This window comes from Roseovarius litoreus, assembly GCF_900142765.1.
Classification (GTDB): domain Bacteria; phylum Pseudomonadota; class Alphaproteobacteria; order Rhodobacterales; family Rhodobacteraceae; genus Roseovarius; species Roseovarius litoreus.
Genome location: NZ_FRCB01000009.1, coordinates 160907 through 176416 on the forward strand (window position 1 = coordinate 160907; position 15510 = coordinate 176416).

15 protein-coding genes are annotated in these 15510 nt (G+C 63.0%); 7 read left to right on the forward strand and 8 right to left on the reverse strand.

The features are described from left to right. Positions 1 to 36 precede the first annotated feature (36 nt). The 3 genes from F3H35_RS16010 (at position 37) to F3H35_RS16020 (ending at position 2268) form a co-directional block, all read left to right on the forward strand. On the forward strand, positions 37 to 837 hold the full coding sequence (locus tag F3H35_RS16010; RefSeq protein ID WP_149780545.1) for a trypsin-like serine peptidase: 801 nt from the start codon (positions 37 to 39) through the stop codon (positions 835 to 837). Beyond that, a complete protein-coding gene (locus F3H35_RS16015; protein WP_317510652.1) occupies positions 834 to 1652 on the forward strand; it encodes a trypsin-like serine peptidase in 819 nt (272 codons plus the stop codon). Before F3H35_RS16010 ends, F3H35_RS16015 begins: the two co-directional genes overlap by 4 nt. 142 nt (positions 1653 to 1794) lie before the next feature. Beyond that, positions 1795 to 2268, forward strand: coding sequence for an Hsp20 family protein (locus F3H35_RS16020; RefSeq protein WP_149780546.1), 474 nt, complete (start codon positions 1795 to 1797; stop codon positions 2266 to 2268). Between the two features lie 69 nt (positions 2269 to 2337). Here the strand turns inward: F3H35_RS16020 and F3H35_RS16025 are convergent, their stop codons facing one another. Both F3H35_RS16025 and F3H35_RS16030 read right to left on the reverse strand, forming a co-directional pair. Further along, positions 2338 to 3576 (reverse strand): META domain-containing protein, encoded by a 1239-nt coding sequence (locus F3H35_RS16025; protein WP_149780547.1) that lies wholly within the window; start codon positions 3574 to 3576, stop codon positions 2338 to 2340. 230 nt (positions 3577 to 3806) lie between these two features. Then, complete coding sequence (locus F3H35_RS16030; RefSeq protein ID WP_007811431.1) at positions 3807 to 5279, reverse strand: NAD-dependent succinate-semialdehyde dehydrogenase; 1473 nt, start codon at positions 5277 to 5279, stop codon at positions 3807 to 3809. A gap of 82 nt (positions 5280 to 5361) precedes the next feature. Between F3H35_RS16030 and F3H35_RS16035 the strand changes: the two genes are divergently transcribed. Further along, positions 5362 to 6153 carry an alpha/beta hydrolase gene (locus tag F3H35_RS16035; protein WP_149780548.1) on the forward strand — a complete coding sequence of 264 codons (792 nt, stop codon included), beginning with the start codon at positions 5362 to 5364 and terminating at the stop codon, positions 6151 to 6153. On the opposite strand, the gene F3H35_RS16040 is transcribed toward F3H35_RS16035, so the two are convergent. Beyond that, positions 6143 to 7138 (reverse strand): P1 family peptidase, encoded by a 996-nt coding sequence (locus tag F3H35_RS16040; RefSeq protein ID WP_149780549.1) that lies wholly within the window; start codon positions 7136 to 7138, stop codon positions 6143 to 6145. The two genes, F3H35_RS16035 and F3H35_RS16040, sit on opposite strands and share 11 nt — an antisense overlap. A 156-nt stretch (positions 7139 to 7294) precedes the next feature. Between F3H35_RS16040 and F3H35_RS16045 the strand changes: the two genes are divergently transcribed. The 3 genes from F3H35_RS16045 (at position 7295) to F3H35_RS16055 (ending at position 9509) form a co-directional block, all read left to right on the forward strand. Next, a complete protein-coding gene (locus F3H35_RS16045) occupies positions 7295 to 8503 on the forward strand; it encodes an aminopeptidase P family protein (RefSeq protein ID WP_149780550.1) in 1209 nt (402 codons plus the stop codon). Between the two features lie 147 nt (positions 8504 to 8650). Further along, positions 8651 to 8917, forward strand: a complete 267-nt coding sequence (locus tag F3H35_RS16050) for a hypothetical protein (protein WP_149780551.1) — start codon at positions 8651 to 8653, stop codon at positions 8915 to 8917. A gap of 10 nt (positions 8918 to 8927) precedes the next feature. Next, the gene (locus F3H35_RS16055; protein ID WP_149780552.1) at positions 8928 to 9509 is read left to right on the forward strand and encodes a DUF1523 family protein; all 582 of its coding nucleotides are present in this window, start codon (positions 8928 to 8930) and stop codon (positions 9507 to 9509) included. A 71-nt stretch (positions 9510 to 9580) separates the two neighbouring features. On the opposite strand, the gene F3H35_RS16060 is transcribed toward F3H35_RS16055, so the two are convergent. From F3H35_RS16060 to pta, 5 genes are all read right to left on the reverse strand, one after another. Continuing rightward, entirely contained in the window at positions 9581 to 10453 is an 873-nt protein-coding gene (locus F3H35_RS16060) for a dimethyl sulfoxide reductase anchor subunit family protein (protein ID WP_149780553.1), read from the reverse strand. 1 nt (position 10454) lies between these two features. Further along, the gene (locus tag F3H35_RS16065) at positions 10455 to 11234 is read right to left on the reverse strand and encodes a 4Fe-4S dicluster domain-containing protein (protein WP_149780554.1); all 780 of its coding nucleotides are present in this window, start codon (positions 11232 to 11234) and stop codon (positions 10455 to 10457) included. Continuing rightward, entirely contained in the window at positions 11231 to 11386 is a 156-nt protein-coding gene (locus F3H35_RS18930) for a hypothetical protein (RefSeq protein ID WP_188130006.1), read from the reverse strand. The genes F3H35_RS16065 and F3H35_RS18930 overlap by 4 nt, the downstream gene beginning before the upstream one ends. Then, the gene (locus F3H35_RS16070; RefSeq protein ID WP_149780555.1) at positions 11383 to 14211 is read right to left on the reverse strand and encodes a molybdopterin oxidoreductase family protein; all 2829 of its coding nucleotides are present in this window, start codon (positions 14209 to 14211) and stop codon (positions 11383 to 11385) included. Before F3H35_RS16070 ends, F3H35_RS18930 begins: the two co-directional genes overlap by 4 nt. A 128-nt stretch (positions 14212 to 14339) precedes the next feature. Further along, the gene (gene pta, locus F3H35_RS16075) at positions 14340 to 15350 is read right to left on the reverse strand and encodes a phosphate acetyltransferase (RefSeq protein WP_149780556.1); all 1011 of its coding nucleotides are present in this window, start codon (positions 15348 to 15350) and stop codon (positions 14340 to 14342) included. Positions 15351 to 15510: the final 160 nt, after the last annotated feature.

A 15510-nucleotide genomic window follows, 5' to 3' on the forward strand; every position in this document is an offset into this window, starting at 1 on the left:
CCGGTCTAGCGTTTCGCCAATTCGACCGGAGGGACCATGCTGAAACGCCTGTGCATCACACTCGCCCTTTGCCTGACCGGCGCCGCCTCGGCGCAGGACAGTCGGCTTGAGCGGCTCGATACCGGCGATGATGGCCGGGGCTGGGAAGCCGTGGGGCGGCTGGATATCGGCGGTCACGGCTTTTGCACCGGCGCCCTGATCGCGCCCGGTCTGGTGCTGACGGCGGCGCATTGCCTTTTCGACCGCGACACCGGCGCGCGGGTCGATCACGAGCGCATCGAATTCCTGGCGGGCTGGCGCAATGGCCGCGCCTCGGCCTATCGTTGGGTGCGCCGTGCGGTGATCCACCCCTCGTATGATTACTCCGGCTCCATGATCGCCGAGAGGGTGCGCCACGATGTGGCCCTGCTGGAATTGCACCACCCGATCCGCAACACGCAGGTGATCCCCTTCCAGACCGACAGCGACCCGGTCACAGGCCAGAAGATCGGCGTTGTCAGCTATGCGCGGGGCCGTTCGGACGCGCCCTCGCTGCAGCAGGTCTGCGATGTGATGGCAAGCCAGCAGGGCATGCTGGTCACCTCCTGCGATGTCGATTTCGGCGCCTCGGGCGCGCCCATCTTCTCGTTCCAGAACGGCCAGGCGCGGATCGTGTCAGTCGTCTCGGCCATGGCCGATCTCAAGGGCCAGAAAGTCTCTCTGGCCGCTCCGCTCGCTGGTCCCCTGCAAGAGCTGATGGCCCTGCTTGACGGCTCCGCCACCACTGACGCGGCGCCCAAGCGTATGTTCACCACCGGTGCCTCCCGCGACACCGGCGCGAAATTCGCAAAGCCATGACGCGTCTGCGGGCCATTCTCGGCGCAGTCCTGTGCTGCGGGCTTTGGGCCGCTCCGCTCATGGCCGAAACCACGGGCCTCATGCGCCTGACCGACCGTGACGACCTCTTCGGCTGGGAGGCCGTGGGTCGTGTCGATCTGGGCCAGTCGGGCTATTGCACCGGCGTGCTCATCGCCCCCGACCTCGTGCTGACCGCCGCCCATTGCCTTTATGACGCGCAGCACCGCCCCCGCCCCGCCGACACCATCCGTTTTCGCGCAGGTCTTCGCGATGGCGCGGTGATCGCCGAACGTGGCGTCGCGCGCCATGCGGCGCCCAAGGCCTATGATCCCGCCGCCGGCATGACCGCCGACAATGTCCGCCTCGATGCCGCTCTCTTGCAACTGGCCACACCCATCGAAACCTCTCTGGCCGCGCCGTTCCTCCTGCATCAAGGCGGGCGCGACGGGCTGCGCGTCAGCGTCGTGTCTTATGGCCGCAACCGGGATGCGGCACCCTCGTGGCAGCGCGAATGCGGGCTGGACTGGCATCAGGACGGGATCATGGCCTTTGACTGCGACGTGACCTATGGCTCTTCGGGGGCGCCGGTCTTTGCCCGCGACGGGCATCGCGCCCGCATCCTGTCGGTCATCAGCGGCGGCGATCCGGGGGGTGACCGTCCTCTTGCCTATGGCATGGAGCTTGCGGCGCTGGTCGATGGACTGAAGCGCGATCTGCGCGCGGCAACCCCCGCCCAACCCGTGAACACCGGCTTTCGCCGCGTGCAGGTGGGCGACACGCAGCGTGCCTCGGGCGCCAAGTTCTCACGTCCCTGAGACCGTGCCGCGCAGGTCTTGAAAGCCGCGAACCCTCTCCCCAGATTTAAGGCGTCCCGGTGCCGCTCTGCGGGCCGGACATATACGGCCTGTCCCTACGGGAAGGCTTCACCACAGGTATCGCTCACAAGGAGGATGACCAATGCGTAACTTTGATCTTGCACCCCTTTACCGGGCCACGGTGGGCTTCGACCAGATCGCCGACATGATGGACCGCGTGTTGTCCAGTGACATGGCGCAACCCACCTATCCACCCTACAACATCGAAAAAACCGCCGATGACGCCTATCGCATCTCGATCGCCGTTGCCGGCTTCACCGACAGCGACCTGAGCGTCGAGGTCCGTGACGGCGCGCTGCTCGTCTCCGCCCGCAAGGCCGAGGATGACAGCACCCGCACCTTCCTTCATCGCGGCATCGCGACCCGCGCATTCGAACGCAAGTTCCAGCTGGCCGATCATGTCAAGGTGACTGGCGCAAGCCATGCCGACGGGATGCTGCATATCGACCTCGTCCGCGAAGTGCCCGAGGCGCTCAAACCCCGCCGGATCGAGATCGCCAGCACCCGCACCGTCGGCCACGAAAAAGACGTGGTCGATGCCGAAACGGTCAACTGATCCCGAACCGTCTCGCCCCTCGCCGGAGTTGTCCGGCGGGGGCACGCCCCTTGCCTTCTGATCCCCGCCTCAGAACCGCCGCGCCTTCAACAGCGGGGCATCCTCTGGCCCGCCGATCAGCAGCAAGGCACCCGTCTCATCCAGATCGAACCGGCGCACCTGTTCAAGTGCCTCGAAAATCCGGCGCTCCTGCATCATCAGCGCATCGGGGCAGGCCATCATCGTTGCCCCCACAGGCCCGAAACTCAGCCCCTCGCCGGTCAGTTCATAGGTGCCGAAAAACCGGTTGCAGCCCGTGCTGCCCGCAAGCCGCCCGGCCCGGCTCAGGGTGATTTCGGCCTGTGCGTCGTCCACCACACCCATGCCGGCCACATCCTCGATCCGCCAGTCTCCCGCCGCCAGAAGGCTTGCCGCATCGCCGCCGCATCCGCGCAATTCCCGGTCATCGAGCACCAGCACCGCGCGATGCGGATAGGGCATGCCGGTGGCGTCGTCCCGGCATATCCTGTCTTCCAGCGTCAGCCGTGCCGCGATCTGCGGCATGTCGAAGACATAGGCGCCCGGAGCCACCTCGACCTCGGGGCGCGGGGCGCTGCGGGTCAGCTCGCCATAATCGGCCACCACCTCGATCGTCTCATCGCCAAGCGTCACGGTCCAGCCCGGCTCGTTGCCACGGGCGCGATACGTCTCGTCCGGCGCGCTCATGCGCTGGCAATCGGCAACCTTGGTGCCGTTGATGCTCAGCATCGCCTCGCCGCCCTTCTCCCAGAACTCGATCTCGTCCGTACCCTCGCCCTCGCTGACGAAGCGGGCGCCAGATGCCGACATGGCTTCTGTCATCACGATATCGCGCCCCCGCATCCGCAGCGCGATCCGGTCTCCGATGATCCCCAGCAAGACCGGCTGGCCGTCGCAATCGAATTCGGTGGCAAAGGCCAGCGGCGTGACCTGTGCAAGCCGCAGCTCGCCCAGATCGACCGGGTCTGAGCCGGCCGAGATCGGCACATCCTGCACGATCCAGCGCGGCTGCCCGCCCACCCGGATCACCGCGCTGACCTCTCCCGACAGACGGGGAGGAATGTCGAAGGCAAAAGGGATCGGGACCTGACGGCCTTCGGTCGAAAACTGAACTTCCCCGAGGACCGTGTCGAACGCGCCGCGCGCCTCGACGGTGACTTGCGCATCCGGCGGCAGCGCGATCCTTGCAAGATAGCTCAGCTCGCCGGTGACGTCTCGGGTGCGATCCTGCGCGACAAGCGGCGTGGCCAAAAAAACGCTGGTGATGAGGGCGGTGGCAAATGTCTTCATGCTGCAATCTCTATTCTGGCGGACTCTGTTCTGGCGGACAGGAACGCGGGAATAATAACCCGGATATCCCGCCTTCGACGAGCGCATCGTCCAAACGGTCACAAAAAACCGCGCGCCCTGTTAACGGGGCGCGCGGCTGTCCGTGATACCGACGCGATACCGACGTTTTACCGACGTGATACCGAACCGGGTTTTCCCTTGTTAACCAGAGGCTTGCCCCCGATTCGGCGTCAGACGCTCATGCAGATGTATTTCATCTCCAGATAATCATCGATCCCGTGATGGCTGCCCTCGCGGCCAAGGCCCGATTGCTTGACCCCCCCGAACGGCGCCACCTCGGTCGAGATGATCCCGGTATTCACCCCGACGATCCCGTATTCCAGCGCCTCGGCCACCTTGTAGACCCGGCTGAGGTCCTTGGCGTAGAAATAGCTGGCCAGCCCGAAGATCGTGTCATTCGCCATGGCGATCACATCATCCTCGGTCTCGAACTTGAACAGCGGCGCCAGCGGCCCGAAAGTCTCATCGGTGGCGAACTGCATGTCCTGCGTCGCACCCGTCACGATGGTCGGCGGCAGGAAGTATCCCGGCCCCTGCACAGGCTCGCCGCCTCCAAGGATCACCTGAGCGCCCTTGGCCGTGGCATCGGCCACATGTTCTTGAACCTTTTCAATGGCATCCGCGTTGATGAGCGGCCCAAGCATCACGCCATCCTCAAGCCCGTCACCCATCTTCAGCTTGGAAACGGCCTCTTTCAGCTTGGCGGCGAACGCGTCATAGACCCCGGCCTGAACATAGATCCGGTTGGCGCAGACGCAGGTCTGGCCGTTGTTGCGGAACTTGCACAGGATCGCGCCTTCGACAGCGGCATCCAGATCGGCGTCGTCGAACACGATGAAGGGCGCGTTCCCCCCGAGCTCCATCGAGCATTTCATGACCTGATCAGCGGCCTGCCGCAGCAGGATGCGTCCCACCTCGGTTGAGCCGGTAAAGGTCAGTTTGCGCACGGCGGGGTTCTCGCAGAACTCCTTGCCGATCTCGCTGGACTTGGACGAGGTGACGATGCTGAACACGCCCTTCGGGATGCCCGCGCGCTCGGCCAGAACGCCCATGACCGTTGCGGACAAAGGCGTTTCCGTCGCCGGCCGCCCCACAAAGGCACAGCCCGCCGCCAGCGCCGGCGCGGCCTTGCGCGTGATCATTGCGTTGGGAAAGTTCCATGGCGTGATCGACGCGGCAACCCCGATGGGCTGCTTGATGACCGTGATCCGCTTGTCGCGCTGATGGCCGGGGATCGTCTCGCCATAGATGCGCTTGGCTTCCTCGGCGAAGAACTCCACAAAGCTGGCGCCATAGGCGATCTCGCCCTTGGCCTCGGCCAGCGGCTTGCCCTGTTCGGCAGTCAGGATGATGCCCAGATCTTCCTGATTCTCCATCATCAGATCGAACCATTTACGCAGCACGGCAGCGCGCTCCTTGCCGGTCCAGCTTGCCCATTCCTTCTGGGCGGCCTCGGCATGAGCGATGGCCTTGGCCACCTGCGCCCGGCTCAGATCGGCAACATTTGCGATCACGTCACCGCGGGCGGGGTTGGTCACCTCGAACGTGCCGTTGTCACCGTCTACCCAGTCACCGCCAACATAAGCCTGCTCGGCCAGCAGGCTGGGATCCTTGAGAAGCGATTTCAGATCGGTCTTTGTCATGGCTTGTCCCTTTTCGGATTGGTCTGGCAAAGGGAAATCATCTTGGGCTAGGCTTGTCCATACAAAGAGGCAGGATATTATGATGGAACTGGACGATGCCTATGCCAATGGGCCCTATATTCAAGGGGCCGAAGGCTATCCGCCTCGCTGGACCGTGCAGGCCGCCGCCTTTCGCGAAGAGCTTGCCAATACCGGCCATGCCCGCCTTGATCGGCCCTATGGCGCGACACCGCGCCAGGCTTTTGACCTGTTTCTGCCCAAGGGTCCGCCCGCCGGTCTGTGCGTCTTCGTGCATGGCGGCTATTGGCTGAAATTCGACAGGTCCTACTGGTCGCATCTCGCCGCCGGTCCGCTGGCGCATGGATGGGCTGTGGCCATGCCCTCCTACGATCTTTGTCCCGCTGTGCAGATCGCCGACATCACCCGCCAGATCGCCCGCTCCACCGAGATGGCCGCAGACGAGATCCCGGGTCCGATCATACTGGCGGGGCATTCGGCGGGTGGCCATTTGGCAGCGCGCCTTTGCGTTCAGGGGGTCTTGGCCGATGCTACCGCCAAGCGGCTAAAGCGCGCGGTCCCGATCTCGCCAGTGTCGGATCTGCGTCCGCTGCTCAGGACGTCGATGAACGACCAGTTTCGTCTTGATATGTCCTCAGCCGAGGCGGAAAGCCCCGTCTTGATGCGGCCCATGGACCATGTCGACGTCACCGTCTGGGTCGGCGCAGACGAGCGGCCGGTCTTTCTTGATCAGGCGCGCTGGCTGGCCGAGGCTTGGGGCTGTGGGCATCATGTGGCACAGGGTCGGCATCATTTCGATGTGATCGATGCGCTCACCGATCCCGCAAGCCCGATGGTCGCCGCCCTTACCGGCTGAGCGAGGACCAGCAGGGCAGGGTATCGCCGCCTGCGGGCGTCGCCGCATGGACGGCCCGGGAGATGGCGCGCGCCATGCAGATCGCCGCCGCATGGCCAAGCGCCAGCGTGTCGACCAGAGGGTTTTCAACGCTCCGCGCGCCTGTTGCCGCGGCGAAGATCAGATCACCATCCATCGGCGTATGGGACGGCACCAACGCCCGCGCCAAGCCGTCATGCGCCGCCGTGGCCAGCCGTGTACACTGCGCCTTGCTCAGGATCGCATCGGTGGCGACGATCCCGATCGTGGTATTGGCATGTTGCGACAGCTTGGTCCGGGGAATGAGCGTGTCGGGATAATGAGGGGCTGGCCCCAACCCGCCGAATTCCCCGCCCATTTCAAACGGTGCCGCCCAGAAATGCGGCCCATCGCCGACCGTTGCGGACCCAAGCGCATTTACCACCACCAGAGCGCCCACCATATGCCCCGACGGCAGCATGACCGACGCTGATCCCAGCCCCCCTTTGAGGGTCGCGGTCGTGGCGCCCACCCCTGCTCCGGCGGTGCCGATATCGAACATCGTGCCGGCCTGTGCCAGCGCCTCCATTCCGAGCCGTTTGTAGGGGTTTTCGGGCCAATGCTTGTCACCGCCATTCAGCAGGTCGAAAATGATCGCCGCGGGCACGATCGGCACGCGCTGATCCCCAACTGCAAAGCCCCGCCCGGCCGCCCGCAATGCATCCGCCACTCCCGACGCTGCATCCAGCCCAAAAGCCGACCCCCCCGACAGAACCAGCGCATCGACCTCGGTAACGGTCTTGTCGGGTGCCAGAAGGTCTGTTTCGCGGCTCCCGGGGGCACCGCCCATCACATGAACCCCCGCTGTAAACGGCACTTCGCCCAAAAGGACTGTCGCGCCGGTCTTGATGTGGTCGTCGCTTGCATTGCCCACCAGAAGGCCCGGCACATCGGTAATCAGGTTGGTCGGTCCCGGTCTGATGCTCATGGTCGCTATTTTCCCTTCGGCGTGTCGCAAACCATCTTGCCAGAATGCGCAGGATCGGCAAGGAAGGTGCACGGTCGGGGCGATGGCGTCGCCCCATAAGGCCGCATGCTCCAACAGTCCTGAACGCCGGGACCTTTCTTTCGAAGGAGGGTCGATATGACTGCACGTCCTGAAATGTATCGTTTCCACAACGGCGAAAAGGCAAAGCTGCCCTTTGCTGAAATCGAGTATGAGGCGCGTCTCAAGGGTCTGCGCCAGATCATGGAAGATGCCGGCGCTCAGGCGGTCGTGCTGACCTCCATGCACAACATCGCCTATTACAGCGGCTTTCTCTATTGCGCCTTTGGCCGGCCTTACGGGCTTGTCGTGACCGACAGCGACTGCGTCACGATCAGCGCCGGCATCGACGCAGGCCAGCCCTGGCGCCGCTGTCACGGTGACAACATCACCTATACCGATTGGCAGCGTGACAATTTCTGGCGTGCGATCCTGTCGGTGACGGGTGAAAACAAGGTCGTCGGCTATGAGGGCGATCACCTGACCCTGCAGCAGCGCGACAAGCTCGAGGATTTTCTCAAGCCGCTGACCATGGTCGATGTCGCCCCCGCCACGATGCGCCAGCGTCTGTGGAAATCCTCCGCCGAGATCGCGCTGATCCGCGAGGGCGCGCGGGTGGCCGATGTGGGCGGCTATGCGATCCGCGATGCGGTCAAGGTCGGCGCGCGCGAGATCGACGTGGCCATGGCCGGGCGCGATGCGATGGAGTTGGAAATCGCCAAAGGCTTCCCGGATGCCGAATACCGTGACACCTGGGTCTGGTTCCAGTCGGGCCTCAACACCGACGGCGCGCACAACCCTGTCACGGCCCGCAAGCTCGAGCGCGGCGATATCCTCAGCCTGAACACCTTTCCGATGATCTCGGGCTATTACACCGCTCTGGAACGCACCATGTTCGTGGGTGAGGTGGACGATGCCAGCCTGCGCATCTGGGAGGCCAACGTCGCGGCCCATGAATATGGCATGTCGCTGCTCAAGCCCGGCACCAGCTGCGCCGAGGTGACCCATGCGATCAACGCCTTCTTCGAGGAACGCGATCTGCTGCAATACCGCACCTTCGGCTATGGCCATTCCTTCGGGGTGCTGTCGCATTACTACGGGCGCGAAGCGGGGCTGGAACTGCGCGAGGATATAGACACGATCCTGCAGCCCGGCATGGTCATCAGCATGGAGCCGATGTTGACGATTGCCGAAGGTCAGCCCGGCGCGGGCGGCTACCGCGAGCATGACATCCTCGTCATCACCGAGGACGGCAACGAGAACATCACCGGCTATCCTTACGGCCCTGAGTTCAACGTGGTCGGCTAAGCCGGTTCAATGATCCCTGACATGCAAGGGCGGTCCCATGGGCCGCCCTTTTGCCTTGGTCTGCGGCGATCACGTCATTGCACCGCGCTGGCACAGCCCGTATTCAGGGTGTGACAGGTGACCACAAGTGGTACGGGGGTAAGCGGCATGGCGGCATTTGCACGGCTGGTATTTTTCGGCTTCCTTTTCCTGACGGCGATTTACGTGGTCATATCGATCTGGTCGCGATCCGTGCGTCGCGAAAAACTCGAGCGCGAATGGGACGAGCAGGGTAGGCCCAGCGACAAGGATACCTATATCAAAGCCGGGATGACCGATTACGAGAACTCGCTCCGACGCAAGCTGATCTTGCTGGTCTATGTGATCCCGACCGTGGCGGTGGCGGTGATCATCTATGTGACGAACTTCATGTAAGGGGGCCGGAATGGTCTATGTGAAATGGGGATTTTGGGGGCTTTTCTGGCTCGTTGTCGTGGCGTTCTTCCACTACACGCTGCCACAGCATGATGTCGTGCGGATCACCGATACATACGAAAAGCGCGTCGATCCCGGCTCCAACGCCCTGTTCTGGTCCAATGCCGACACCGGATCGGATCCCACCACGCCAAGCCGCGATGTGTTCTTCATTCAGACGTTCCAGACAAACGACAAGCCTATGATCTATCGCAACGAGGATACCGGCTGGGGCTGGCCGCCCTATTTCAAGTTCGACACGTCCAACCTGCAGGCCGAAGCCTCGGATCTGCTGTCAAAGAAAAGCGAAGCAAATGCCCAATGGGTCGTGATCACGCATTACGGTTGGCGCAACGAGTTTTTCTCGATCTTTCCGAACGCGGTCGGGATCAAACCGGCGGATGGCCCTGATCAGACAACCATCCCTTGGTTCAACATCGTATTTCTGACGGTGTTTGCGGCGTTTGCATGGGGCATCCGGGTGCGTTGGAAACGCTTCCGTGCCAGCCGGATCGACCCGGTGATCGAAGACTGGACCGAAGGCCGGAGCTGAACGCTCCCGGCCCCCGGTGTCTTGGTCTTGCGCTGACGAGAGGTACGCGCGCATGGGCGCGATGAGTGGCCTCAGCGCTTGCCGTAATACAGCCCCACGACATGTTCGGCCTCGGCAAAGAACAGCCAGCGTGATGCCGCGATGCCCGCCAGATGCGCCGCAACCGCAATCAGGGCAAGCACATGCCCGAAGGGCAGCAGCAAAAGAACGACCGGCGCTGCGTATCCCAGCACCAGCGCGATACCGCGCAGTTTCAGCGCGTGTTTGCGACCGACCACATGCACGAATTCCTTGAGCAGGTAGTTGGTGCCGGTATGCGGGGCCTCGAACGCGCGCACGCGACCGATACCGCCAAGACCCGTCGCACTGGCCATGTCGGTGCCGCTGGTTTTCAGTGCCGTGTCGCCGCGCACCCACCAGATCACCTGAACCACCGCCGCAATCGGCAGAAGGATCAGCGCGGCTGTCACCTGACCGGCCAGCAAAGCGCCACCCGAGATTGAAATCGCCAACAGAAGCGCCGGTGTCAGCGGACTTTTCCAGCGCGGCACGGTCTTGAGCTGACCGTAAATCATCGCCGTCGAATAGACCGTGACCAACGACAAGGCCGCTCCGACCCAGCCCAGAACGGTCCATCGGGCATCGAAAAATACCAGTCCAAGGGCATAGAGCCCCATGAAAACGAGTGCCGCGACCGAAGCCCATGCCTCGCGGCTCAACCAGCTTGTGCGCCACTGGCTGAACGCCTTGATGGCGCGTTCCGGATGACCAAGGTGAAAGGTCGAGGCCAATAGCCCGCCCACCGCAAGCGCATAGGCGATGGCGAAAAAGGCAAAGGCCACCCACCCGGTCACGGCGGGCATGCCAAGGCCCAGCCAGAACAGCAGCCCGAACCCAAGACCCGACAAGGTGGTGAAGATGATGACGGAAGGAGCAGGATGCATGTCAGAGTTTCTCCAGGGCCTTGTCCAGCCAGCCGATAAAGCCTTTGGGCTCTTCGGCGACGGGCTTGAGGAACGGGGCCAGCACATCGATCTGGCCATCGGGCTTTGGTGCGGTGGCAGCGGTACGGTCCATCTGGTCCTTGGGACGCGGAGGCAGATACTTGTTGACCGGCTTCGTGCCTTGCTCGGGCATCAGGTCCATGCCGCCACGCTCGGCCACCAGTTTCGAAACGTCGCTGTCCGGATCGCCCAGATCCCCGAAATGACGCGCCCCTGCCGGACAGGTCCGCACGCAGGCGGGCACGCGATCCACTTCGGGCAGGTTTTCGTTATAGATGCGGTCCACGCAGAGCGTACATTTCTTCATGACGCCTTCGGCCGCATCCATCTCGCGCGCGCCATAAGGACAGGCCCAGGCACATAGGCCGCAACCGATGCAGTCGGTTTCGTTGACCAGCACGATCCCGTCCTCGACCCGCTTGTAGCTGGCGCCGGTCGGGCACACGGTCACGCAAGGGGCATCCTCGCAATGCAGGCAGGATTTCGGGAAGTGGATCAACTGCGCCGCACCCTGATCGGGCTGCACCTCGTAGGAGTGGATGCGGTTCAGGAACGTGCCCGAGGGGTCTGCGCCATAGGGGTCTTGGTCCGACAGCGGTGCGCCGTAATTCTCGGTGTTCCAGCCTTTGCAGGACACGACGCAGGCGTGACAGCCCACGCAAGTGTCCAGGTCGATCACAAGGCCCATCTTGCGCTGAGTGGTTTCGGGAAGCGACGTCATGTCAAGCGCTCCTCTGTTGCCGGGGCCGGGATGACCATTGTCACCGACGCCTCGTTTTCCTTGTCCCATGTGGCGATGAACCAGATGAACGACCCAAGCGTCAGCGCCACGAATGCCATGATCGCCAGCAGTGTCAGGGTTTTGCCACTCATTGCCCCACCTTCCATTCCAGATGGTCGGGGCCTTGACCCACCGGGGATTTGATCGCGTCAAAGCCGGGCTGGCTTTCGGCCGGTGCTTGGGCCTTTTCGATTTTCACCCGCAGATCGAACCACGCGGCTTGCCCGGTCACCGGATCGGAATTCGCCCAACGCAGCCCGTCACCCTTGGGCGGCAGCAATTCATGGATCAGGTGATTCAGCAAGAAGCCCTTGGTCGCCTCCGGTGCATCCTTGTCCAGCGCCCATGCGCCCTTGCGCTTGCCGATCGCGTTCCATGTCCAGACGGTGTTTTCGTTCAGAGCGGCCATATGCGCCACCGGCACCGTGATCTCACCATGGGCCGAGGTCACGCGCGCCCAATCCCCATCGGAAAAGCCGTTCGCCTCCCACAATTTTGTGGGAAGGTAGAGGGGGTTATGGCCGTGGATCTGGCGCAGCCACGCGTTCTGGCTGCCCCAGCTGTGATACATGGCCATCGGTCGTTGTGTCAGCGCGTGAACCGGGAACTCGTTCGTATCGACGCTGCCATCCTCGAACGGGGCATACCAGATCGGCAGCGGATCGAGGGTTTCGCGGATGCGCGCGCGCAGGTGATCCGGCGGTTGCCTGTCGCCATGCCCTTCGGCGGCCAGTTGGAAACGGCGCAGCGGCTCGACGTACAGATCGAAAATGTAATGCTGCGGGCTGTCATACAGCCCCAGTTCCACGGCCCAGTCCTGATAGCCGGAGTTCCACGGTTTGTAATAGGCCGCGGCATCGGGGATATGCTTGATGAAGAACCCGCCATTGTCGATGTAGTTCTGAAGCTGATCCTTGTTCGGTGCGCCGCGCCCATCACTCGGGCCGTCCTCGCCACCGCGCCAGCCGGCAAGCGGGCCGATGCCGGGCTTGCGTTCATGATTGGTGATGTAATCGGCGTAATCGGCGTATTTCTGGCTCCCATCGGAATTCACGAAGCCCGGCAGGTTCAGTTTCGCGCCCAGTTCGCACAGCACCGACTGGAAGCCGCGCACGTCGCGATCCGGCTGCACCACGGGCCAGCGTATCGCATCCGCCGCCGCATCCGCCTCGCAGATCGGACGATCCAGCAGGCTGATGCAATCATGCCGTTCCAGATAGGTCGTGTCCGGCAGGATCAGGTCGGCATAGGCCACCATCTCCGAGCTGTAGGCATCCGAATAGATGATGCGCGGGATCACATACGCACCGCTGTCATCCTTGTCGGTCAGCATCTCGATCACGCCGCGCGTGTTCATCGACGAGTTCCACGACATGTTCGCCATATACATGAATAGCGTATCGATCTTGTAGGGATCGCCCGCATGCGCGTTCGAGATCACCATATGCATCAGCCCATGCGCCGACATGGGATTTTCCCATGTATAGGCCTTGTCGATCCGGGCCGGGCTGCCATCGTCCTTTAGCGCCAGATCGTCCGGCCCCTGCACATAGCCCAGATGCGGGCCATCCAGCGGCTTGCCCGGTGTCACCTTGCAATGGGGCTTGGGATGGGCGCTGACCGGCTTGGGATAGGGCGGCTTGAACCGGAAGCCCCCCGGTACCTCGACCGTGCCCAGAAGGATCTGCAGCATATGCAGCGCGCGGCAGGTCTGGAACCCGTTGGAATGCGCCGAGATCCCGCGCATCGCATGGAAGCTGACGGGGCGGCCCTTCATGACCTTGTGGGTCTCGCCGCGGAAATCGGTCCACTCGTGATCCAGCACGATTTCCTCATCGAAGGCCACACGCGCAAGTTCGGCGGCAATGGTGCGGATCTTGTCGGCGGTGACGCCACAGCGGTCGGCCACGGCCTCGGGCGCGTATTGCGGATCAAGATAGCGTTCGGCGATCAGATGCATGACCGGCTTGTGCGTGACACCGCCATGCCGATGGGTCGCCGACAGATCGGGCTGCACACCCTTTTGATCGAACGGCGTCAGCTTGCCGGTCTTGCGGTCGATCACCAGTGTCTTGCCGTCCTCGTCGCGCATCAACAGCCCGTGCTCGACCGAGTCCGGGTCCATGTTCACCAGAACGGGCGCATTCGTGTAGCGCGCCAGGTAATCCAGATCGATCTTGCCTGACCGCAACAGCTCGTGCACCAGTGCCAGGATGAACAGACCGTCGGTACCCGGTGTGATGCCGACCCATTCGTCAGCCACCGCATTATAGCCTGAGCGGATCGGGTTGACCCCGATCACCTTCGCGCCGCGTGCCTTGATCCGTCCGATCCCCATCTTGATGGGGTTGCTGTCATGGTCCTCGGCCACGCCGAAGATCATGAACAGCTTGGTATGGTCCCAGTCAGGCTGACCGAATTCCCAGAATGCGCCACCCATCGTATAGATGCCCGCCGCCGCCATGTTCACCGAACAGAACCCGCCATGGGCCGCATAATTCGGCGTGCCGAAATTCTGCGCCCAGAAACTGGTGAAGCTTTGCGACTGGTCGCGGCCCGTGAAGAACGCCAGCTTTTCGGGGTTCTCGGCCCGGAGCGGCGCGAGCCAGCCTGTCGCGATCTCAAGCGCCTCGTCCCATGAGATTTCTTCGAACTCGCCCGATCCGCGCGGTCCCACCCGTTTCATCGGCGCGCGCAGTCGTGACGGTGCATTGTGCTGCATGATGCCGGCACTGCCCTTGGCGCACAGAACGCCTCGATTGACGGGATGATCCCGGTTGCCCTCGATATAGGCGACCTTGCCATCCTTCATATGGACATTGATGCCACACCGGCAGGCACACATGTAACAGGTGGTCTTGCGAACCTCATCCGACACTTTCGGCGAGGTATCGAGTTTTGGCTGATGATGCGTCATCCGGCTTCCCCTGCTGTTCAACGCCTGCTTATGGCAGTTTGAACCGCCCGGCGATATTGTTTTCGACTCTTTCGCGTTATCCGCATGTCTGTTCCGCGAAATCCGATGATGTCAGGCAATCGTTCCCATCATGGTCGGTCCAGCGCCTGAAGAACCGTCACGGCGATCATCTGCGTCACATCCTCGGCCACGCAGCCTCGGGACAGATCGTTGGCCGGTTTGGCCAGCCCCTGAAGCACCGGGCCGATCGCTGAATATCCTCCCAGCCTCTGGGTCATCTTGTAGCCGATATTGCCTGCATCGAGATCGGGGAAGATCATCACGTTCGCCTGTCCCGCGATGGTCGAGCCCGGCGCTTTGGTTGCGGCCACGGATGGGACGAAGGCTGCATCGAACTGCAATTCCCCGTCGGCGTCCAGATCCGGATGCTCTGCGCGCAGATGATCGAGAGCCTCGGTCACCTTGCTGACACGCGGGTGCCTCGCACTGCCCTTGGTGGAAAACGACAACATCGCCACTTTCGGATCCTCGCGCAGCAAGGTCCGGCACGAGCGCGCCGACGCCGCCGCGATCGAGGCAAGCTCGATGGGGTTCGGATCGATCACAAGCCCGCTGTCGGAATAGACCATCGCGCGGGCATGGGGCGTCGCATTGGTTGGCGGGTACATCAGAAAGAAACTGGACACGAGAGCTGCATCCGGCGCCTTGCCGATGACCTGCAGCGCCGCTCGGACCACATCCGAGGTCGTCGCGACCGCGCCGCCCACCGTACCGTCGGCGTGACCCTCACGGACCAACATGGCGGCAAAGACAAGCGGGGACAAAACCGCCTTGCGCGCAGCCTCGGCATCAACGCCCTTGTGGCGCCGCAAGTCTTCGAACACGGCGGAAAAGCCGTCCGTCAGGGGCGAGGTCGCGGGATCTTCGACCGAGACGCCATCGCCCTCTGCGGCACCCTGGGCCTTCAATTCCTGCCGCACGGCCGCCGCATCCCCGACAAGGATGACATCGGCAAGACCCTGTCTTTGCGCGGCCAGCGCCCCCGCGACGATGCGGGGGTCACTGCCTTCGCTCAAAGCGATCTTGCAACGGGTCGCAAGCGCCTGTGACAGCAACAACTCCGAGGGTGTTCGTGTCATGCGCTTGCCCCTGTCTTTTGCGTTACGCGACCTTCTGGGGACGCATATCATCGCGGCTGATTCCCGCGACGGCGACGGGTTTTTTCATGGCGTCGCGGCGGAAGGGTTCGCCGAGTTCCTGGTTGATCATGGCTTCGATGAGGGTTGTGACACCGTTCTC